The sequence below is a fragment of the Streptomyces sp. NPDC021080 genome (genome assembly GCF_044333225.1).
Lineage (GTDB): Bacteria > Actinomycetota > Actinomycetes > Streptomycetales > Streptomycetaceae > Streptomyces.
Map to the genome: position 1 here is coordinate 134,383 of NZ_JBIRQM010000016.1, position 20,897 is coordinate 155,279.

Sequence of the window (20,897 nt, forward strand, 5' to 3'; positions counted from 1 at the left end):
ACGGGGCAACGGGAATACATGTCCACGGGCGTCGGGCGGGGGATCGTGGCGTCGCCTCCCGCGCGCCCCCGGACACGAGGGCGTCCGGGCGGGCCCTTTCGCAGGCCCCGCCCGGACGCCGGTTCACGGCCGCTCCGGTCAGCCGGTGGCGGTCAGCTCCCGCCGGGGCACGGAGTCCGCGGGCGTCACCTGGAAGCGGCGCAGGCCGGTCAGGCCGACGAACACCAGGGCGAAGACGCCCGCGAGGGCGAAAGCGGTGAAGCCGGTGGTGGTCGAGCCGGTGGCGAGAAGCTGACCGCCGAGCCAGGGGCCGAAGACGGCGCCGAAGCGTCCCATGCCGGAGGTCCAGCCGACCGCGGTGGCGCGGTTGTCGTCGTCGGAGCGGTGCGCCACCGTCGCGTAGATCATCGCCTGGGCGCTGAAGAGGAACAGGCCGGTCAGGAAGACGACGGTGTACGTGAGGGGCAGCGGCATCCTGACGCTGAGGGAGTAGATGCCGACGGCGGTGGCGCCGAACCAGATCGCCGAGATCAGCGAGCCGCCGAACCTGTCGGTGAGACGGCCGCCGATCAGCATGCCGACGATCCCGCCGAGGTTGATGACGATCACGAAGCCGATCGAGGAACCGAGGTTGTAGCCGTTGGCCTTCATGAGCGAGGGCAGCCACTGCGAGACGCCGTAGACGAGGAGGAGGCCGCCGAAGGACGCGATCCAGAAGAGCAGGGTCTGGGCCCAGCGTCCGCCCCGGAAAAGGGCGGTGAGGGCGCCGAAGCGGTCGGCCACGGCCCGGCGCTCCTCGGCGCGGGCGGCCAGGTCGACGCCGTAGCGCTCGGCGAGCGCGCGGGCCTCGTCGTCACGGCCCTTGGCCTGGAGGAAGGCCATCGACTCGGGCAGGAACGCGGCCGCCAGGGGGACCCCGATGAACAGCGGTATCACGCAGATCCAGAAGGAGACCCGCCAGTCGCCCGTCCCGAGGGCGACGAATCCGGCGACGATGCCGCCGGCCTGGTGAGCGGTCATCAGGGAGCCCACGATCAGGGCGCGGCGGCCCCGGGGCGCGTACTCGGTGACCATGGTGATCGCGCTCGGCAGCAGCCCGCCGAGGCCGAGGCCGGCCAGGAAGCGCCCGAGGCTGAAGACGCCCAGGCTCCCGGCCGAGGCACAGACCGCGGAGGCCAGCGAGAACACGGCGGTCGAGGCGATGATCGTCTTCTTGCGGCCGACCCAGTCGCTGACGGTGCCCGAGCACAGGGCGCCGATCAGCATGCCGAAGGTGGCCCAGGAGCCGACGTCGCCGGCCTTGCCGGGGTCGATGCCGAGCGCCTTCGTCTCCAGCATGTGCGGCAGCACGGACCCGTAGATGAACATGTCCAGGCCGTCGAAGAGGACGACCAGCCAGCAGAGGCCGACGACCAGCGCGGCCATTCTGCCGGCGCCGCGAGCGGGCAGGGCGAGGGAGGAGGACATCGTTGTTTCCTCTCGTCCAGAGGTGGGGGCCCTGGAAGCGGTTCGGGGGGTGCGGGTCGACGCGGCTCGTGCGGCCGACCCGATGGTGCGACAGACGGTAGGGAGTGGACTCCCGAAGTGTCAACGCTTTTGTCAACAATCTGAGAAACGATCGGGCCACTCTTCGCGACCGTCGCACATGCGGCTGAGAAGCAGGTGAAAGCGCGTGTGGGCGGCACATGTCCAGGGCCGCCCACACGAATGCACTGACTGGAACGGGTCGCTCAGTCGTTCGACCGAGAGGGCGCCGCGGGGCGGTCGGCCGTCCACCGGGGAACGCCGCAGGGTGCGGTCAGCCATTCCCCCGGGGACGTCGACGGGCGGTCAGCCGATGGGCGGTGTGCCGTGGGTGTGGAAGGACTCGATGGTCTTCAGGCCCCAGGCCTGGCCCTTCTTCCGCTCGTCCTCGGTCCAGGTGATCAGCGGCCAGTCGGGGGCCAGCACGAGGCGGGTGAGCGGGTTGCACAACTCGACGCGGTTACCGCCGGGTTCGTAGACGTACAGGAAGAACGTCTGCTGGATGGCGTGCTTGTGCGGGCCGGTCTCGATGAACACACCGGTGTCGAGGGCGAGATCGGCGGCGCGCAGGATGTCCTCACGGGTGTCCGTGGCGAACGCGATGTGGTGCAGGCGTCCGCTCGAACCCGTCCAGTCCTCGGTGTAGACGACGTCGTACGACTTGTTGCTGAAGGTCAGCCACTGGGCGGCGATCCGCCCGCTGTCGAGCCGGATCTGCTCGGTCGGACGGGCCCCGAGCGCGTCGCGGACGAAGTCCCCGTTCGCGGCGACGTCGGAGGCGAGGTAGTTCACGTGGTCCAGGCGCCGTACGCCGACACCGTGGCCGGGTTTGGCCTGCGGCTGGTTCTTCAGGCCGGGCCGCAGGTGCTCCGGCGCCCGATACCACTTGCTCTCCCAGTACAGGGCGAGTTCGTGGCCGTCGGGATCGGTGGTGACGTAGAGCGGGCCGATGCCGGGTTCGTCGTTCACCCAGCGCCCCTCGCGGCCGGCGCCCTCGATCTCCTTGACCCGGCGGTGGAGGGCCTCCTCGCTGGAGGCGCGCAGGGCGGTGCGCCGGATGCCCGAGGTCGTGTGGGCGGTGAGGGTCAGACTGTGGTGCTCGTAGTCGTCCCAGGTCCGCAGGTGGACCGAGTCTCCGGAGCGGCCGTTCTCGGTCAGGCCGAGGTACTCCGTGAAGAACCGGACGCTGGCGTCCAGGTCGGGGGTGAGCAGTTCGACGTGCCCGAGGTGGGCGATGTCGCCGAGCGGCGGGGCCATGGGGCCTCCTCAGGATTGGTGTGCGGCTCCGGCCGGCCGGGGGAAGACCGTGCCGTCGAAGATCTTGCGTGCGGTGCGGACGACGGCGGTGCGCCGGGCCACGGGCGCGGCGCCCCCGGGGCCGTACTCGACGCCCGCTTCGATGTCGAGGAATCCGGTGGGATGTTCGATACGCAGCCGGTCGCCCCGTACGGGCAGGCGCGCCACGGCGTGTCCGACGCCGCCCTCCACGCGCAGCCCGGCGGCGACGCTCGCGGCGCCGAGGACGCCGATGGAGGTGTGGCAGCGCACCGGAATGAAGGTGCGGGTCGTGACGGCTCCGCCCGCGCGGGGCGGGGCGAGCAGGGTCAGCTTGGGCACGGTGGCGTTCTCGACGTCCCCGAGGCCCATCAGCTTGCCCGCCTCCAGGCGGATCTCGCGGAGCCGGTCCGCCAGGGCCGGGTCCTCCTCCAGCTCCTTCGGGTCCTCGTATCCGGTGACGCCCAGCGAGGACGCGGCGATCAGCACGGTCGGCATGCCGTTGTCCACGCACGTCACGGGGGTGCCGACGACGAGGTCCCGGGCATGACCGGTGGGCAGCAACGGGGCACTCCCCCGCGGGAATTCGATCACCACGGGCGCCGCGGTCCCGGGCACCCCGGAGATCTCGGCGTCGCCGTCGTAGACCACCCGTCCGTCTTCGGTGGGGAAGGTCGCGAGCGCGAGGTCACCCGAGTTGACCATGCGGACGCGTACCGACGTGACTCCCCGTACCGGCTCGACCAGTCCGCGTTCGACGGCGAACGGGCCGACCCCGGCGAGGATGTTGCCGCAGTTCTGACGGTCCGACACCTCCGCCTTGTCGACGGAAACCTGGAGGAACAGGTAGTCGACGTCGGCGGCGGGGTCGGCGGACACCGAGACCACGGCCACCTTGCTGGTCAGCGGGTGCGCGCCGCCCAGGCCGTCGATCTGACGCGGGTCGGGGCTGCCCATCACGCGCAGCAGCAGCTCGTCCCGTTCGCGGGTGTCGGCGGGCAGGTCCCCGGCGAGGAAGTAGGCGCCCTTGGAGGTGCCGCCGCGCAGAAGCATGCAGCGCACCTCCTCGGGACCCCTCACGGCGCGGCTCCGTCCCGTACGTGGTCGTCGTACGACGTGTAGGTCACGCCCAGACGTACCAGGGTCTCGCGCAACCCGTAGCGGTCCAGGCCGAGTTCGCCGTCGAGGAAGGCGGCGCGGGCCAGCGCCTCCTTGCGCTCGCGGGCCGCGGAGGCCTCGGCGACCCCGCGGGCGCCCTCGCGCGGCACGCAGACCACGCCGTCGTCGTCGGCGAGGATCACGTCGCCGGGCCGGACGATCTGGCCGCCGACGGCCACCGGCACGTTCACGGAACCGCCGGTCGCCTTCACTGTGCCCTGCGGGCTGACGGCGGCGGACCAGGCAGGAAAGCCCATCCCGCGCAGTTCGGCGGTGTCCCGGATACCGGCGTTGATGACCAGACCGCGCACGCCGCGCCGGTGGAGCGCGGTGGCGAACAGCTCGCCGAACATGCCGTCGGTGGAGGGCGAGGTGGTGGTGACGACCAGGAGGTCGCCCTCGCCGCACTGTTCCACGGCGGCGTGGATCATGAGGTTGTCGCCGGGCCAGGACAGCACGGTCACCGCGGTGCCCGCGACGCGGACGCCCTGCTGGATCGGGTGCAGCCCGGTGCCGAGCAGGCCGGTGCGGCCCATCGCCTCGTGCACGGTGGCGGTGCCGTACCCGGCGATCGCCTCGACGTCCTTCGCGTCCGCCCTCGGCGGGCCGGTGACGATCACGCCGCTCATGCCAGCTCCTTCGCGATCTGCGGGTAGGGACGCATGAACGCCTCGGCCATGGTCCTGTGGGCCAGGCCCAGGTTGGGGCCGGCGTTGCGCTTGAGCTGGACACCGCGGCGCACGGCGAGGTCGGTGTAGTAGTCCCACAGGTGCTGCTGGGCGCCGAGGCATTCCATCGCCTCGCGCTTGGTCTCCCACACCTCGGTGATGTCCAGGAGGACTTCGGGCCTGAAGCCGCTCATCTCGGGCTGGTGGGGCTCGAAGTAGAAGACGGGCGGGGCACCGATGATCTCGCCCTCGCCCGGGTAGCCGATGGCCTGGGCGAGGACCCGGGCCTCCAGTGCCATGCGGTTGGCGGCGGGGTGGTCTCCGTTGTACGGGTCCTCGGTGGGGTGGGTGAGCACGACGTCCGGCTGGGTCTCGCGGTAGACCGTCACCAGCTGGTCGGTGAGCTCGGCGGTGGCGGTCAGCGGGTAGTCGCCGGCGTCGAAGAAGCGGACGGCGGCACCGAGGGTGGCGGCGGCCCGCTCGGCCTCCTCCCGGCGTATCGCCTTGATCTCGTCGAGCTTCTTTCCCTCGCGCCAGGCCTTGGCGGACTCGCCGCGCTCGCCGAAGGTCAGGCACGCGATGGTGACCTGCTCCCCCCGGGAGGCGGCCAGGGCGATGGCTCCCCCGGCCCGCCACACGAAGTCTCCGGCGTGCGCGGTGACGACCAGCGTCGATCGCGGTGGGCGGCCCCCGGGCGGGACCGGGGGCTCAGGGGCGGCGGGCGCGTAGCCGTGCGTCATTGCAGCAATCTCCTCGGTGGACAGATGGGCGCCCGCCTCGGCTGTCCGCCGTACCGCGCGTCGCGGCGCGGTACGTCAGTCGCGCAGCGCTTCGATCACGCTGCCGAGGTGAGCGCGGACGGCCGCTTCGGCCGCCTGCGGGTCCCTGGCCCCGATCGCCTCGATCATGGCCAGGTGTTCACTCAGGGACTGCTGCGCACGACCGGGGCGCAAGGCCAACTGGAAACGGTGGCGCACCAGTTGGGCGTTGAGCCGCTCCAGGAGTTCCACGGCCGTCCGCTGGCCCGAGAACTCCCTGATCCGGGCGTGCACTTCATGGTTGAGCTCGGAGTAGGTGACCGGTTCGCCGTCGGCGACCGCCTTGACCATCGCGGCGCCGAGATCGGCCAGCTCGGCGAGCTGGTCGTCGGTCGCCAGGACGGCCGCCTTGGCGGCGCAGAGCCCTTCGAGCGCCATACGGCACTCGGTGATGGCGACCGCTTCCTCCACGGTCACCACCCGGACGCGTGATCCGCGGTTGCGGATCCGTTCGACCAGTCCCTCCGATTCCAGCTCGATCAGCGCCGCCCGCGCGCTGGCCCGGGTGACGCCGAACTGCTCGGCGAGTTCGTTCTCCACCAGCCGTTGGGCCGGTGCCATCTCTCCGCGCAGAATCGCCTGCCGCAGCTGCACCAACGCGTGCTGCTTGGCCTGCTCGCCGGTGCCTGGACGGGCTTCCTTCTGCATTGCGCCCTCCCTGAGTGAGTGCCTGTCGAACGTAAATCTAGACCAACAAGATTGTCAACAATTTTGTTCGGCATGTTGCCGACCATGCTTCCGCCGGAACCCGCGGGTCCGCTGCCGCGCAGGCCAGGCGGCGGCCCGGTGCCGGCCGGGCGGGCGTTCCCCTCGGCCGCCGCACACCGCTTGTGGTGCGGCGGGGACGGCCCCACCATGAACCTCGTCCGCCACAGCCCGGCTCACCCTCGGTCGAAGGGACTCACCGAATGCGCTCCTCGCTCCGCACCGGGGCGGCGGGATTCGCCGCCCTGTGCCTGGCCCTCGTCACCGCCCCCGCCCACGCGACTCCTCCCGGCCCCGGGGTCAGCGGCAAGGTCATAGCGCAGACCACCGTCGACGGCACGGACTACACCCTCCGGGAGATAACCGTCCCGCCCGGCCAGGCGACCGGCTGGCACTACCACGACGGCCCGCTGTACGGATACGTCAAGCAGGGCACCCTCAGCCACTACGACTCGACGTGCGCGCGGGACGGTCTCTACCGCACGGGCGACTCGCTCACCGAGCCGCCCGGCCCGGGGAACGTCCACATCGGACGCAATCTCGGAAAGAAGCCGCTGATCCTCGACGTCCTCTACGTACTGCCGCACGGCGCGCCCTTCTCGGAGGACGCCCCGAACCCCGGCTGCGACTTCCAATAGGCCCCACTCGTCCGGGGGACCGCCGTGCCGGGCGCGGACAGCGGGGTGCCGGCGTTCGGACCGCCGCGAGACGACGTCCCGACCCACCATGACGCGGACCAGCTCGGCCGGGCCGAGTTCGGCGGCCGGTCCGCCGCGCACCACGGCTCCGTCCCTCAGCACGGTGAGCCGGTCCGCGGCGGCCATCACCTCGTCGATGTAGTACGAGATTTGAAGTGCTCTCCCTCGTGAACGAGGGAGATTCCTGCCTGCCTTGCGGCGGCGGGCTTGACGCCACGGGGACGCCTGACGACTGCCCTCCCGGCAGCCGGGATGAGCGCGCGGCCCGTCCTGTACAGGTGCAAGACGTTCCGGGCTGCGTTCCAGTCCGCGTTGCCGGACCAGCCGCAGTCGGGGTTCTTGCACACGAAGGTGGCCTGGTCCTCCCGGCTGCCCGGTGTGGTGAAATCACATGCTGAGCAGCGCAGGGAGGTGCCGGGGGCGGGGACCTTGTGCAGGGTGCCGCCCTGGCGGGCGGTCTTGTAGGTCAGCATCGTCACGGTGCGGCCCCATGCCTCCTGGCTGATGGAGCGGTTCAGGCCGGACTTGTGGGCGACGTTCCTGCCGGGTTCGGCGGTGGTGCCTTTGGCGGACTTGACCATGTTCTTGATGTTGAGCTGTTCGACCACGACGACGCCGTACTGCGTGGCAATGCTGGTGGTGATCTTGTGCTGCCAGTCAACGACGCGGCGCGTGGCTTTTGCGCGGAGCCGTTTGATCTGGTCGTAGGTGTGCCGCAAGCGGCGTGAGGTCTTCTCCCCTCGCTTGCGGTGCTGCTCACGCTGGGCAGCGCGTCGTTCAAGGCCCAGCAGCTTGGCCTTCTCGTGCGGGTTCAACCACTTGTCGCGGTCGGCCGTCCCGTTGGCAAGACAGGGCGGGCGGCCGTGGTCGCGGTGGTTACCGTCCGAGAGGGCGAGAGGCAGGTTCACCCCGGCGTCGATGCCGACGTCAGGGCCGGTGTGTGGCTCCGGCCTGGCTTGGAGGGTCTGGACGCGGAAGGCGATGTGCCAGCCGAGAGCATCCTTGACCAGCCGGGCCCCGGTGACACGGTTGCCGGTAGTGGCGTGCTTGCCGACCGGGAGTTCCTTCGTCCAGCGGAAGCGAACGCGGCCAATCTTGGGGATGTTGACCATGCCCCAGCGGCGGTGCACACGGGTGATGTTCAGGTCCCGACCCTGCGGGATGTCCACGGACATCACCGTGCGGATGCGGGCCTTGAAGTTCGGGGTGCCGGCACGACCGTCCCAGCAGTTTCGCCAGGCCTGGAAGTACGTCTTCAGCACGGCCTGCGCGGCCTGAGCAGGGAGCACACCGAGTCAGTCGATCTCCTTGCGGGCCCGGCGGATCGCAATGTCGGCCGCGGCCAGGGAACGCTTGTCCTTGGGGAGCATCGACCACCAGTCGTGCAGGCAGTTCCACAGGGTGCGGGCCGCGTGCGCCTGATCGTCCATGAGTCGGATCTGCGCAGGTGTCAGCGCCAGCCGGGCGCGGTGCCCGAACTGCCACTTCTCCTGAACGCGCTCCGCGCTCACGCGGTCACTCTATCTTTTGGTTCATGTCGCCACGATGAAATCCAAATCCCGATGTGCGAACGGGTCGTCACGTTGTCTACAACCTGCACGTCCACTTGGTTTTTGCCACCAAGTACCGGCGAAAGGCGTTCACGGGCGAGATGCTGACCAGGTGCGAGGCGCTCATGCGAGAGGTCTACCAGGCTGGTCAACTCCCTGAAGGGCGTCTCCTCCTGGTACCTGCGCAAGGAATACGACGCGCATGTCCACCAGTATCTGTGGGGCGGCTATTTCCGGTCCGGCTCGTACTTCGCCGGAAGCTGCGGCGGGGTATCGCAGACCGTCATACGCCAGTACATCGAAACCAGCGGTGCCCCGTGTGATCTGACTGAGGTCAACAGTACAGATCCGCACCCAAACCGAGGTCAAAGCAGTATTGAGATGCGCTTCACCTCCCGCGTGAACGGGGAGCCTCATGTGGCTGCTACCTGCCTTTTCTTTCCGGCGTGTTTCCGGCATGTACGGGGATGCCGTGCGATGCCAGCCGACGGTACAGCCGGGGGCGGGAAGCTCACCCTTCCCGGAATGCAAGGTAAAACTGCACGCCGGACGGCACCCGTTCACGGGGACGCGACCTAACGTCGGTCGACGCATCACCCCCGACGGGAAAGGAAATCCGGATGACCACGATCATCGAAGCCGCGTCCGTGCCCCTGCTGGACCGGGGCGGTGCCGTCATGACGACACCGCTCATCACGACACGCTCGGCGGGCGGGGAGAACCGGATCACCAGCGGGATGAGCGTGTATCCGGTCGGCTCCGGAGCGCCGTTGCACTCGCACAACTGCGACGAGCACGTGACGGTCCTGGAGGGCGAGGCGGAGGTGGTCGTCGACGGCGAGGTGACGAAGCTGAGGCGGTTCGACACCACCTACGTCCCCTCCCCCGTCCCGCACCTGTTCAGGAACATCGGCGACCGCCCGCTGCGCATCCTGTGGGTCTATTCCTCGGGCCATGTGACCCGCACCTTCACCGAGACCGGGAAGACGGTGGAACACCTCTCGGACGAGGACCAGATGGGCTGAGGGCGGGATGGTCTCGTTTTTGTGGGGGCACGGCAAGGGCGAGATCGTCCCGCCCTTGTGGGGGCACGACGCCCGCCCCCGCCAGACGGGACGGCCCCGCCCATGTCGGGGCGGGGCCGCCGTCAGGGGCGGGTCCGTACGCGGTTACCGGACCCGCGCCTCCTGCGCGGGGGCCGGCGCAAGGCCGGCGGGACGGGTGGTGAACACACCCCGGCCCTGGGTCCGGCTGCGCAACCGGGTCGCGTAGCCGAAGAGTTCGGCCAGCGGCACGGTGGCGGTGATCACCGCCGTTCCCACCCGGGTGAGCGAGCCCGAGACCCGGCCGCGCCGGGCCGCGAGGTCGCCGAGCACCCCGCCCACGGCTTCCTCGGGCACGGTGACGGTGACCTCGGCCACCGGTTCGAGCAGGACCACGGCACTGGCGCGCAGCGCCTCACGCAGCCCGAACCGGCCGGCAGCGCGGAACGCCGTCTCCGAGGAGTCCTTCACATGGGTCGCCCCGTCGGTGAGGGTGACCCGCAGCCCGGTCACCGGGTGACCGCCGAGGGGACCCTCGGCGAGCGCGTCCCGGCAGCCCGCCTCCACGGCACGGACGTACTCCTGCGGAACCCGGCCGCCGACGACTGTCGAACGGAACTCGAAGCCCGTCACCGCTCCCTGGGCACCGCCGGGGTCGGTCCCCAGCGGCTCCACGTCGAGGACAACATGGGCGAACTGCCCCGCGCCGCCGTCCTGTTTGACATGCCGGTACACCAGACCCGACACCCCTTCGGCCACCGTCTCCCGGTACGACACCCTCGGCCGCCCGACGGCGACGTCGAGGCCCTGGGCGCGCCGGATCTTCTCCACCGCCACCTCCAGATGCAGTTCTCCCATGCCCGACAACACCGTCTGCCCGGTCTCGGGGTCGGTGCGGACGACCAGCGAGGGGTCCTCCTCGGTCAGCCGTGCCAGCGCCGACACCAGCCGGTCGGTCTCGGTGCTCCTGCGCGCCTCGACGGCCACGGACACCACCGGATCGGCGACGACCGGCGGTTCGAGGAGCAGCGGCGCCACGGGGGCGCACAGGGTCGCGCCGGCCCGGGCGGACTTCGGCCCGATCACGGCGACGATGTCACCGGCCACGGCGCGTTCCAGCTCCGCGTGACGGTCGGCCCGCACGCGCAGGATGCGCGCGATCCGCTCGGTGCGTCCCGTGCCCGCGTCCAGCACCGCCTGTCCCTTCTCCACCGTGCCCGCGTAGACACGCAGATACGTCATCCGTCCGGTCGCGGTCGCGTTCACCTTGAACACCAGCGCCGCGAACGGCGCTTCGGGGTCCGCGGCCCGCTCCTGCTCCACGCCGTCGTGCGTGCCGCGGACGGCGGGCACGTCGAGCGGCGAGGGCAGGTAGGCCACCATCGCGTCCAGCAGCGGTTCGACACCGCGGTTGCGGTAGGCCGAGCCGCACAGCACCACCACGCCCTCGCCGGTACGGGTCAGGTCGCGGAGGGCGGCCGTGAGGGTCCGCGCCGAGAGCGTGGAGCGGTCGCAGAACTCCTCCAGGGCCGCCGGATGGAGTTCGGCCACCGCCTCCTCCAGGAGCCGGCGCCTGCGCCGGGCCTCCTCCAGCAGGTCCTGCGGCACCGGGATCTCCTCGGCGGACTCGGCACCGTCGGCCCATACGAGGGCACGCATCCGCAGCAGATCGACGACGCCTGTGAAGGCGTCCTCCGTGCCGATCGGCAACTGGACGACCAGCGGCGCCGGATGCAGCCGCTCGCGGATCGAGTCGACGGCGGTGTCCAGGTCGGCGCCCGCGCGGTCCAGCTTGTTCACGAAGGCGATCCGCGGGACACCGTGCCGGTCGGCCCGCCGCCACACCGACTCGCTCTGCGGTTCGACGCCCGCCACGGCGTCGAACACGGCGACGGCGCCGTCGAGGACGCGGAGCGAGCGCTCCACCTCGTCGGAGAAGTCGACGTGGCCCGGGGTGTCCAGCAGGTTGATCCGGTGTCCGTCCCAGGCGCAGGTGACGGCCGCGGCGAAGATGGTGATGCCGCGGTCGCGCTCCTGGGGGTCGAAGTCGGTGACGGTGGTGCCGTCATGGACCTCGCCCCGTTTGTGGACGGTGCCGGTGAGATAGAGGATCCGTTCGGTCACGGTGGTCTTCCCGGCGTCGACATGGGCGAGGATGCCCAGGTTGCGGACGGCGGCGAGGGGGTCGGTGACGGAGCCGGTGAGGTGACGGTGCAGGTCGGTACGCACGGCCGAGGGCCTTTCGGACGATCCGGAAACGGGTCGGCGCGATTCCCGGACGACACGCCTGGGATCAGGCGGTGGCGGACCTCCGGCGGACACGGCGCACGGCGACCGGGCGTGCGGTCGCCGCCGTTCGGGCGGAGGTCAGAAGGTCGTCGCGGGCGTCCGGTTCCGGCCGCGCAGCCGGTACCGGGCCCACGAGGACACGAGGATCACCTCGTACTGCGACGGGGGGACGACGACAGCGGTGCGGTAACGCACGGCCCGGCTCCCCTCGTTCGTCACGGCACACACGGCACCCGGAGTGGTGGTGTGTGATTCCGTGGCGAGTGTAGGGAACCGGGCGCGGGCTCGGCACCGGATTTTCCGAACCGTTCGGCCGGCGTGCTTCCGGAGCCGTCCGGCCGAAGAACGGGGTGTCCCGGCTCAGTTGCGGCTCCACCGCTGATTGGATCCGCCGTTGCACGACCACAGGACGATCGGCGTCCCGTTCGCGGTGCCGTTGCCCGACGCGTCCAGGCACAGTCCGGAGACGTTGCTGGTGATGGTGCCGCCGGAGTTGACGGTCCACTTCTGGTTGGTGCCGCCGTTGCAGTCCCACAGGACGACCCGGGTGCCGTTGGCGGTCCCGCTGTCGTAGGCGTCCAGGCATTTGTTGCCGTAGACGACGAGTTCGCCGCGCGAGGTGGCGGTGAACGTCTGGTTCTGGCCTCCGCCGCAGTCCCAGAGTTCCGCCTGGGTGTTGTTGGTGATGGCGCTCTTGAAGAAGTCGAGGCAGCGCCCGGACCCGGCCCCGACGATCGCGGTGCCGGCGGTCCCGGGCAGGGCGCGGACCGTGACGGCGTCGACGTCGGGCGCGGTGCCCGAAGTCGCCGCGAACTTGAGCGTGTTGGAGCCCTTGGCCAGCGAGGCGAGGACGGAGACGGTGCGGTACGTGGCCGCCGACCCGGTGGGCGGGAAGGCGAGGGTCTGCGCGTACTGGCCGTTGACCTGGAGGGTGGCCCGGCGGGCCGCGGAACCGCCGTTGGCGTAGCTGATGTCGACGAGTGCGGTCCCGGCGGCGGCCGCGCCGACGCCGGTGAAGGCGGGGGTCGTCGCCGCGGTGGTGTCCTCGTACGTCGTCCCGGAGCCCTCGGTGCCGGTGACCGTGAGCAGGACGGCCTCGCCCGCGGGGACGCTCGTGGTGTAACTCGTCGCGTGGGAGCCCGCGTTCGTCGCCGTCCACACGTCGCGGACGGCTGCGGAGGCGGCGGTCAGGCCCATGTCCGTCCAGCGGGCGGTGATGTCCGCGGCGGCGGACGTGCGGTTCAGCAGCAGGACCGCGCGCCTGCCGGTGCCCGCGAGGACCTTGCTGTAGACCTGAAGGCCCGTCGTGTCCTCGGCGACCTCGACGCCCTGGAGTCCGCGCGGGTCCTGGTCGATGGCGATGACCTCGGGGTCGGTGAGGACCGCCTTGGTCGACGCGCTCATCGTGGCCAGGTTGTCGCCCGCGAGGAGCGGTGCGCCGGCGATGGCCCACAGTCCCATGTGGGTACGGTTCTGGGCGGCGCTCAGACCGGTCATGCCGACGGTCATCATGTCGGGGTCGTTGTAGAAGCCGGTGTGCTGGGCGGCGGGGTGGAGCGACCTGTCGAAGTTCGCGAGGACGCTCGTCATCGAGGGGTTGTCGGGCCAGTAGACGATGTCGGTGCTGGTACGCCACATGTCTCCGGTGCCGGCGGCCCAGTTCCACGGGTTGCCCGTACCCCATTCGCACAGGGACAGCACGAGGGAGTGCCCGGTGACGGCGGTGGCGACGGTGTTCGCGTCGCGGATCGCCTTGTACGTCGTCTCCTGGTCGAGGCCCTCGGCGTCCCCGCCGCACCAGTCGACCTTGACGAGGTCGAAGCCCCAGTTCTGGAAGGTCTGCAGATCCTGCTGGTCGTGGCCCTCCAGGCCGGTGCCGGGGGTGGCCGGGGTGGTGGAGGGCGTCGGGTAGTAGTAGCCGCAGCCGTTCTTCCCGGCGTCGGTGTAGATGCCGGCCTTCAGGCCCTTGCTGTGGATGTAGTCGGCGACGGCCTTCATGCCGCCGGGCCACCGGTCGGTGTCGACGCTGATGGTGCCGCTGCTGTCGCGGGCGCCCTGCCACCAGCCCTCGTCGATGTCGACGTACGTGTAGCCGGCGGCGGCCATGCCGGAGGAGACGAGGGCGTCGGTCTGGGCCTTGACGGTGGCGTAGTCGACGGCACTGGCGAAGCTGTTCCAGGACGCCCAGCCCATCGGGGGCGGGGTGACCGGGGCCTGAGTGGTGGCGACCGCGGCCGGTGCGGCCCGCAGCGGGGCGGCCGGGCGCCCGAGCCCGGTCAGCGCCGCGACGGCGAGGAGCAGGACGGCGCCGTGGACGCCGGTGCGTCTGAGGAGGCGCACCATGCGGAGCATGTTCGAAAGAGGGGACATACGGCTCTCCCTTGAGGGGTTTGTTCGCAGAGTCGAACAAAAGCGAACGCGGCTCGCCATATGGCAGCGTCTTGACTGCGCCGCGTCAAGTCCCTTGCCTCAACGGGCAGTTGGTCCCGGGCCGGTCCCGCGTCCCGGACGCCCTCGCCGTCGACGCTGGACGGGCCGGGTTCGCACCGTCGCGGAAGCGACCGTGCCGGACGGCACGCACACGGTGCCGGAGCGGACGAGCGGGGCAGGAAGCCGTGGCCGGACACCGCCCGGATCGCGCTCGCGATACGTTTCGCCCTGTCAGGGCCCCATGGGCACCCGCAGTTATCCAACGTCAGGATGGTCATGCGCGAGGAATCGATCGTCGAGGCAGCCGCCGGAGTTCATCTGGTGCACGGCAGCAACACGAACTGGGTGGTGCTCTCCGAGGGCGACTCCGTCACCCTGATCGACACGGGATATCCCGGCGACCGCGAGTGGCTCCTGGCCTCGCTGAAGACCCTCGGCCACGCGCCCGAGGCCGTGACCGCCGTTCTCATCACCCACGCGCACAGCGACCACCTCGGCTCCGCCGAGTTCCTGAACCGCACCTACGGGACCCCGGTCCATCTGCACGAGACCGAGGTGCCGCACGCGCGCCGCGAGTTCCTCCACCAGGTGAGCATCGGACAGGTGATGCGGCAGGCCTGGCGTCCCGGCGTGCTGCCCTGGGCGGTGCACGCCATCCGCTCCGGCGGCACGACGGACGTGGCCATGACGGAGCCGGAGGCCTTCCCGAACGAGGGCCCGCTCGACCTGCCCGGCCGGCCCGTCCCGGTGCACACGCCCGGCCACACGCCCGGCCACTGCGTCTACCACCTGCCCGAAGCGGGGGTGCTCATCTCCGGTGACGCCCTGGTCAGCGGTCACCCCACCTCACGGATACAGGGCCCGCAGCTGCTCCCGAAGATGTTCGACACCGAGCGCGCCGGAGCCCTGGCCTCACTCGCACACATCGAGGCCCTCGCCGCCGACGTCCTGCTGCCGGGACACGGCCCCGCGCACCGCGCCCCGGTCGGTGAGGCGGCCCGGCGCGCCCGGGAACTGGCGGGCTGACGGGCTGACGGGCTGACGGGCTGACGGGCTGACGGCATCCTCGCCGAGGGGGTGGCCGTGCCGGTCCCCCCTCGGCGGGCGCCGCGGCGCCCGCCTGACCCGCGGCCGCCTACGCCACCGGCTCCCGGTCCGGCCCGCGGTCCGTGTCCATGCCCATTCCTGTGTCCATGCCCGTGTCCGTGTCCGACAGCAGGAACGCGGTCTCCACCAGCGCGAGGTGACTGAACGCCTGCGGTGTGTTCCCCAGTTGGCGGCCGGCGTCGGGATCCCACTGCTCGGAGAGCAGGCCGAGGTCGTTGCGGATCGCCAGCACCCGCTCGAACACCTCCGTCGCCTCCGCCCGGTGTCCGGTCGTGGCGAGCGCGTCGGCGTACCACAGGGAGCACGCCACGAACGCGCCCTCGCCGCCGGGCATGCCGTCCACCCCGTGCACGCCGTGGCCGTTCGGCGCGTACCGCCGCACGAACCCGCCGTCGGTCAGCTCCCGCATAGCCCGCACGGTGCCGCGCACCCGATCGTCCCCGGCGGGCAGGAAACCCAGCCGGGGAATCAGCAGCGCCGACGCGTCCAGCGCCGGGGAACCGTAGGACTGGACGAACGACCCGCGCCCCGCGTCCCAGCCCTCCCGGCACACCTGCCGGTGCACGTCGTCCCGCAGGGCCCGCCACACGTCCGAGGAGCCGTTCCTGCCCAGCAGCTCGCCCATGCGCAGCGCGCGGTCCGCCGCCACCCAGGTCATGACCTTGGAGTGGACGAACTGCCGTGCCGGGCCGCGTACTTGCCACAGGCCCTGGTCGGGCTCGCGCCAGTGCCGGACGAGGTGGGCCATGATGCCCTCCACCAGCCTCCACACATGGCCCGGTATGGGGATGCCCGCGCGCAGCGACAGCAGGAGCGCGTCGAGCACCTCGCCGTACACGTCGAGCTGGAACTGGCTCACCGCGGAGTTGCCGAAGCGGACCGGGCGGGAGCCCTCGTAGCCGGGCAGCCAGGGTGCCTCCGTCTCCGGGAGCAGCCGCTGGCCGGCGACGCCGTACACGGTCTGCAGACCGGCGGGGTCCCCCGCGACGGCCCGGACGAGCCAGCCCACCCATGCGATCGCCTCGTCGCGGTAGCCGCCGCGCAGCAGGCAGGACAGCGTCAGCGCGGAGTCGCGCAGCCAGCAGTGCCGGTGGTCCCAGTTGCGTTCGCCGCCGAGGAGACCGGGCAGTGAGGTGGTCGGGGAGGCGACGATGCCGCCGGTGGGCGCGTAGGTGAGCGCCTTGAGGGTGATCAGGGAGCGCACCACGGCGTCACGCCAGGGTCCCTCGTACCGGCACTGGGCGGTCCAGCTCCGCCAGAAGTCTCCGGTCTCCTTCAGCACCGTCTCCGCCGGGACGGACAACGGGGCGGGTGGTCCGGTGCGGTACGAGGGCGCCCACACGAACGTCAGGGTCGTCCTGCGCCCGGCCGGCACGGTGAACTCGTGGACGGTGGAGTTCCCTCCGCCGCCTTCCGCCGCGAGGCCCTCGGTGTTCAGCCACACGGCGTCCGGCCCGGCGACCGCGACCGTGCAGGCCTCACCGGCCTGGATCCACGGCACCACCCTGCCCTGGTGGAAGCGCAGCCGCAGTTCGCTGCGCATGGGCACGGATCCCCACAGGCCTTCCACCATGCGGACGATGCAGGGCAGTTGACTGCGCGGCGGCATGAAATCGATGACGCGCACGGCGCCCGTCGGCGTCTCCCAACGGGACTCCAGGACAAGGGTGTCGGGTCGGTACGCCCGGCTCACGCAGTGCGCGCGCACGGCCCGGGAGACCGGCGCGATGCGCCAGAATCCGTTGTCCGGTGTCCCCAGCATCGCGGCCAGACAGGCCGGTGAGTCGAACCGGGGCAGACACAGCCAGTCGATGGAACCGTCCCTGCCGACCATGGCAGCGGTTTCCAGATCGCTGATGAGGGCGTAGTCCTCGATGGGTGCGTTCATGATCGAAGCCACGCCGCCGTGTTTTGTGCCGCCTTTCCAGGATACGGCCGTGGTAACGGAATTCGCATCATGACCAGGCGATTTCGGGGCCGCGCCGACCCGGTCGCGGACGCCGGGGCCGTCGCCGTGGAGGGGACGGTGTCGCCGTCCGGCAGCCGGGGGACGAACAGCGGGACGACCTTCTCGGAGAACAGGACGACCTTCTCGGGGAACCGGTGGTGCCCGTGGTCGTTCGAGCACCGGGTGATCCTGACGTCCGGGCCGTGGGTCCGGTGGCGGGACGGCGCGATCAGGTCCGAGGCCGCTACGGACGCCGCGCAGGGCGAGTTGGGGCACAACGGGTCGGTCTCCGGCGAGGAGCCCTCGGGAATCGATCCGCAGACCTCGCCGGAGGAGCTGCCCAGGAGCCGGGTGGACCCCGGTGCCCCGCCGTGACCAGGCGTTTCTCCGCGGCGGCCTGAGGTGCCGGGGGTGGCGCGGCCTGAGATGCCGGGGTGCGCCGGGGCCCGGATACTGGGCTCGCAGGAGGTCCCCGCCTCCCGGAGGAACACCTATGGTCCTGGCCGAACCGCACGACATCGAACCCCTGCTGGTGTGCCCGCGCTGCCGGTCCGCGCTGACACCGGCTCCCGGTGAACTCCGGTGCGGTGCGCCCGGCTGCCCCTGCAACGCGCCCCTCGCCCTCCCGGTGGCCGGACGCTGGCCGGTGCTCGTCGACTTCACGGACAGCGTCGTGGACCGGTCGGCGGTGCTGTCGGCGCCCGACGCCACCGGCCCGGCGGGAACGGGCACCGTCCGGGGCGCGGACGGGCTTCCGGCACCGCTGCGCCGTGTCCTCAAGCCGCCCAACCACGTCGCTGCGCGCAACATCGACCTGCTGCTGCGCGCCCTGCCGGGCAGGGCTCCGCGGCTGCTGGTCGTCGGCGGGGCGACGGTCGGCAACGGCGTCGACGCGATCTACCGCGATCCGCGCGTCCAGGTGATCGGCTTCGACATCGTCGGCAGTCCGGTGACCCAGTTCATCGCCGACGCCCACCGGATCCCGCTGCCCCCGGCGAGCGTCGACGCGGTGCTCGCGCAAGCCGTCCTGGAGCATGTGCTCGACCCCGGCACGGTCGTCGCCGAGATCCACCGGGTGCTCAAGGACGGCGGGCTCGTGTACGCGGAGACGCCGTTCCTGCAGCAGGTCCACGCGGGCGCCCACGACTTCACCCGGTTCACGGCGAGCGGCCACCGCTCCCTCTTCCGGCGGTTCGACGAGATCTCAGCCGGGACGGTCGCCGGACCGGGCACCGAGATGCTGTGGAGCGTGGACCACCTGGTGCGCGGGCTGACCCGCTCCGCGCTCGCGGGCCGCGCGGTGCGGGGCCTCGCGTTCTGGCTGCGGAGCCTCGACCGCCTCGTCGCACCGGACTTCGCGGCCGACAGCGCCTCGGCGCACTACTTCCTCGGCCGCAGGAGCGAGCGGGAGATGACCGCCCGGGAGATCGTCGCCTACTACCGCGGAGCGCAGACAGCCGACTGACCCGGACCCGGCATGCGCGGGGCCGGGCGGGCATCCGGTCGCCGCGTTCACGGAGAACATGCCGACCTACCGGATCGGCGCCGAGTCCCGGCTGCCCGGCTGCCCGGTGGACACGGACGTGATCACCGAGGTGTCCACCCCGCTCACGTGTCCGTGTCCAGGTCACCCGAGTTCCAGGGACGTCACCCCATGGACGCGCTCCTGGGCCGACGCCCTGACCGGCCCGGTGTACATGCGGGCCGTCTCGAACGAGGGGGTCAGGCCGAGCTTCTCGACGAGGGCGACGGCCGCCGTGTTCGTCTGCGGCACGTCGACGGCGAGCGCCCGCCCGTCCGCGTCGGCGGCGAGCGCGGTGAACAGGGCGCGGGCGTCGTCGGCGGTGTCGGCGAACAGGGGGCCGATCCGCAGGGAGTCACGCGCCGGGCGGATCACGGCGTATCCGCTCAGCCGGCCGCCGTCGCCGTGCCGGACGTAGGTGCGGTGTCCGGGGGCGGTCAGCCACGACTCCAGGAACTCCGGCCGGTCGGCCGGGTGACAGACACTGTCGTACGCCGTGATCGCCGCGCGGTCCGCCGGCCCGGCCGCCCGTACGCCCGACGGCGCCTCGCCCACCGGGGCCACGCCGGTGAAACGGACGGTCCGGTAGGCGAGTTCGAAACCGGACTTGCGGTAGTTGTCCTGCTGCGCGACCACGCCGTCGAGGCCGACGGTCCGGCCGCCCGCGTGGGCGAGGGCCGTCTCCCAGGTGGCGAGGCCGTATCCCCTCCCGCGGAGATCGGGGCGTACGAGATAGAAGCCCAGGAAGGCGTAGTCGGCGCCGTAGTTGACCACCGAGATGGCCGAGACCGGCTCCCCGTCGACGCGTCCGATGAAGAAGCCTCCGGGATCCTGGACGAAGAAGCTCGCGCTGTCGGACAGGCCGGGATTCCATCCCTCGTCCGCCGCCCAGCCGCCGACCACCTTCCAGTCGTCGAGCGTGGCCTGGCTGACGACGAGGCGGCCGGGTCCCGGAGAGGTCATGGAGCACTCCAATGCGTACGGGTCGGGGGTGCGCCGGCATACGGGCGCGAGGTGCGCCGGCCGGTCGCCCGCGAGCATCCTTGCCGATCTCCGTACCGATCGCAGCGACAGGCAGCGCCCGCGGGAAGGGATTCGGCCACTTCGCCGCGCACGGCCGCCCCGAGAGGCTTCGCCGGGACGTCGGAACGGCGGGCGGACGTGGAGGAGGCTCCGCCGGTTCACCCGTCCGATGGAGCCTCCCGTTCGTGACCGCCGCGGGTCAGCGCACCGCGGCAGGCCGGAACCGGCGGTACAGGACGGCGCCGCCCAGCAGCATCGCGGCGCTCACCGCGACGGCGGGCATCGTGCCGTCCGCACCCGTGTGGGCGAGGGTGGCCACGGTCCCGGTGTGCGGCCGTACCTTCGGCGTTCCGGCGTCGTGGGTCACCACGGGCGGGGCAGACGGCTTCGGGGCGGGCTTCGCGGGGTGGTGCGCCCGCACCGGCCCGGTGCCCGAGGTGTTGACCGACTCGTTCCCGACGGCCGGGTTGCCGAGGCCGACCACCGTCGCGGAGTTGCCGCTGACGTTGACCGGAAGATCCACCGGAAGCTGCAGACCGTTGCCCGAGAGCACGCCCGGCGAATCCTTTCCGTGACCGTGTGCGACCGCGCCACCGTCGCTCCGGCTGTCGGCACCACCGGCCACCGGGCCGCGACGGCCGGCAGCACCACCGTGCGCTCCGGCTCCCCCGTGCCGCCCGCCGCCGGACGCGGCGGCCCTGCCCGCGCCGCCCTCGTTGGCACAGCGGTTGCCCGCTGCGGGGTTGAGCAGCCCGGCCACGTTCACCGTGTTCCCGCAGAGGTTCACCGGGACGTGCACGGGGAGCTGGACGGTGTCGCCGGAGATCAGGCCGGGCGAGCCTGCCGCCGCGCCGTCCGCCCCGGAGTCGGCCTGCGCCGGCACGACCGCCGCCAGCGCACCCGAGGCGGCTGCCACGGCGATCAGACCATTTCGGGTCACCCGTTTCATACGTTCACTGCCTTTCCTGACAACGACGTGGGCGCTCGCCCACATTGCCAAGAACGCCGGTGGACGATCCGAGTTATGGCTTATCGGCCTTTCACCCCATCGAGCGTCACGTCTTTCGAACGGCCGCCGCACCCCCGGCACGGGACAGCACCCCCTGCGCGGGACAGCACCGCGGGCCGGGGCGGGCGCC

General features: G+C 71.5%; 16 protein-coding genes and 3 pseudogenes. 5 read left to right on the plus strand and 14 right to left on the minus strand.

The genetic code is table 11. The annotated features are described in order from the left end of the window. Nucleotides 1-138 precede the first annotated feature (138 nt). The 6 genes from ACH4S8_RS33815 to ACH4S8_RS33840 all read right to left on the minus strand — a co-directional run bounded on the left by ACH4S8_RS33815 (nucleotide 139) and on the right by ACH4S8_RS33840 (nucleotide 6,091). On the minus strand, nucleotides 139-1,467 hold the full coding sequence (locus ACH4S8_RS33815; protein WP_398400963.1) for an MFS transporter: 1,329 nt from the start codon (nucleotides 1,465-1,467) through the stop codon (nucleotides 139-141). Between the two features lie 363 nt (nucleotides 1,468-1,830). Further along, nucleotides 1,831-2,781, minus strand: coding sequence for a catechol 2,3-dioxygenase (locus ACH4S8_RS33820; RefSeq protein ID WP_398400965.1), 951 nt, complete (start codon nucleotides 2,779-2,781; stop codon nucleotides 1,831-1,833). A gap of 9 nt (nucleotides 2,782-2,790) precedes the next feature. Continuing rightward, nucleotides 2,791-3,879 carry a 4-oxalomesaconate tautomerase gene (locus tag ACH4S8_RS33825; protein ID WP_398400967.1) on the minus strand — a complete coding sequence of 363 codons (1,089 nt, stop codon included), beginning with the start codon at nucleotides 3,877-3,879 and terminating at the stop codon, nucleotides 2,791-2,793. Further along, the gene (locus ACH4S8_RS33830; RefSeq protein ID WP_398400969.1) at nucleotides 3,876-4,586 is read right to left on the minus strand and encodes a 4-carboxy-4-hydroxy-2-oxoadipate aldolase/oxaloacetate decarboxylase; all 711 of its coding nucleotides are present in this window, start codon (nucleotides 4,584-4,586) and stop codon (nucleotides 3,876-3,878) included. The genes ACH4S8_RS33825 and ACH4S8_RS33830 overlap by 4 nt, the downstream gene beginning before the upstream one ends. Then, nucleotides 4,583-5,365, minus strand: a complete 783-nt coding sequence (locus ACH4S8_RS33835; RefSeq protein WP_398400971.1) for a PIG-L deacetylase family protein — start codon at nucleotides 5,363-5,365, stop codon at nucleotides 4,583-4,585. The genes ACH4S8_RS33830 and ACH4S8_RS33835 overlap by 4 nt, the downstream gene beginning before the upstream one ends. Before the next feature lie 75 nt (nucleotides 5,366-5,440). Next, a complete protein-coding gene (locus ACH4S8_RS33840) occupies nucleotides 5,441-6,091 on the minus strand; it encodes a GntR family transcriptional regulator (protein ID WP_398400973.1) in 651 nt (216 codons plus the stop codon). Nucleotides 6,092-6,351: 260 nt separating this feature from the next. Here ACH4S8_RS33840 and ACH4S8_RS33845 point away from each other — a divergent pair, with 260 nt between their 5' ends. Continuing rightward, complete coding sequence (locus tag ACH4S8_RS33845) at nucleotides 6,352-6,786, plus strand: cupin domain-containing protein (protein WP_398400975.1); 435 nt, start codon at nucleotides 6,352-6,354, stop codon at nucleotides 6,784-6,786. Between the two features lie 185 nt (nucleotides 6,787-6,971). Here the strand turns inward: ACH4S8_RS33845 and ACH4S8_RS33850 are convergent. Next, nucleotides 6,972-8,276 (minus strand): annotated as a pseudogene (locus ACH4S8_RS33850) (RNA-guided endonuclease InsQ/TnpB family protein). Nucleotides 8,277-8,410: 134 nt separating this feature from the next. Here ACH4S8_RS33850 and ACH4S8_RS33855 point away from each other — a divergent pair. Together ACH4S8_RS33855 and ACH4S8_RS33860 are read left to right on the plus strand one after the other, a co-directional pair. Beyond that, nucleotides 8,411-8,714 (plus strand): annotated as a pseudogene (locus ACH4S8_RS33855) (transposase); the annotation flags it as partial. A 302-nt stretch (nucleotides 8,715-9,016) separates the two neighbouring features. After that, nucleotides 9,017-9,421, plus strand: a complete 405-nt coding sequence (locus ACH4S8_RS33860; RefSeq protein WP_398400977.1) for a cupin domain-containing protein — start codon at nucleotides 9,017-9,019, stop codon at nucleotides 9,419-9,421. Between the two features lie 144 nt (nucleotides 9,422-9,565). Here ACH4S8_RS33860 and fusA read toward each other — a convergent pair whose 3' ends face one another. The 3 genes from fusA to ACH4S8_RS33875 all read right to left on the minus strand — a co-directional run bounded on the left by fusA (nucleotide 9,566) and on the right by ACH4S8_RS33875 (nucleotide 14,071). Continuing rightward, complete coding sequence (gene fusA, locus ACH4S8_RS33865) at nucleotides 9,566-11,668, minus strand: elongation factor G (RefSeq protein WP_398400979.1); 2,103 nt, start codon at nucleotides 11,666-11,668, stop codon at nucleotides 9,566-9,568. A gap of 138 nt (nucleotides 11,669-11,806) precedes the next feature. Next, nucleotides 11,807-11,947, minus strand: a complete 141-nt coding sequence (locus ACH4S8_RS33870) for a hypothetical protein (protein WP_162684056.1) — start codon at nucleotides 11,945-11,947, stop codon at nucleotides 11,807-11,809. A gap of 141 nt (nucleotides 11,948-12,088) precedes the next feature. Then, nucleotides 12,089-14,071, minus strand: coding sequence for a lectin (locus tag ACH4S8_RS33875; protein ID WP_398401142.1), 1,983 nt, complete (start codon nucleotides 14,069-14,071; stop codon nucleotides 12,089-12,091). A 363-nt stretch (nucleotides 14,072-14,434) separates the two neighbouring features. Here ACH4S8_RS33875 and ACH4S8_RS33880 point away from each other — a divergent pair, with 363 nt between their 5' ends. Further along, nucleotides 14,435-15,184, plus strand: a complete 750-nt coding sequence (locus ACH4S8_RS33880) for an MBL fold metallo-hydrolase (RefSeq protein ID WP_398400982.1) — start codon at nucleotides 14,435-14,437, stop codon at nucleotides 15,182-15,184. Nucleotides 15,185-15,293: 109 nt separating this feature from the next. Here the strand turns inward: ACH4S8_RS33880 and ACH4S8_RS33885 are convergent, their stop codons facing one another. Together ACH4S8_RS33885 and ACH4S8_RS33890 are read right to left on the minus strand one after the other, a co-directional pair. Next, nucleotides 15,294-17,153, minus strand: a complete 1,860-nt coding sequence (locus tag ACH4S8_RS33885; protein WP_398401144.1) for a glycoside hydrolase family 15 protein — start codon at nucleotides 17,151-17,153, stop codon at nucleotides 15,294-15,296. 102 nt (nucleotides 17,154-17,255) lie between these two features. Continuing rightward, nucleotides 17,256-17,548, minus strand: a pseudogene (locus ACH4S8_RS33890) (GDP-mannose 4,6-dehydratase); the annotation flags it as partial. Between the two features lie 158 nt (nucleotides 17,549-17,706). Here ACH4S8_RS33890 and ACH4S8_RS33895 point away from each other — a divergent pair. Next, nucleotides 17,707-18,678, plus strand: coding sequence for a class I SAM-dependent methyltransferase (locus ACH4S8_RS33895; protein WP_398400984.1), 972 nt, complete (start codon nucleotides 17,707-17,709; stop codon nucleotides 18,676-18,678). Between the two features lie 162 nt (nucleotides 18,679-18,840). Here ACH4S8_RS33895 and ACH4S8_RS33900 read toward each other — a convergent pair whose 3' ends face one another. Further along, nucleotides 18,841-19,698, minus strand: coding sequence for a GNAT family N-acetyltransferase (locus ACH4S8_RS33900; RefSeq protein ID WP_398400986.1), 858 nt, complete (start codon nucleotides 19,696-19,698; stop codon nucleotides 18,841-18,843). Nucleotides 19,699-19,957: 259 nt separating this feature from the next. After that, nucleotides 19,958-20,707: a chaplin gene (locus tag ACH4S8_RS33905; RefSeq protein ID WP_398400988.1), complete on the minus strand. Its 750-nt coding sequence runs from the start codon at nucleotides 20,705-20,707 to the stop codon at nucleotides 19,958-19,960. Nucleotides 20,708-20,897: the final 190 nt, after the last annotated feature.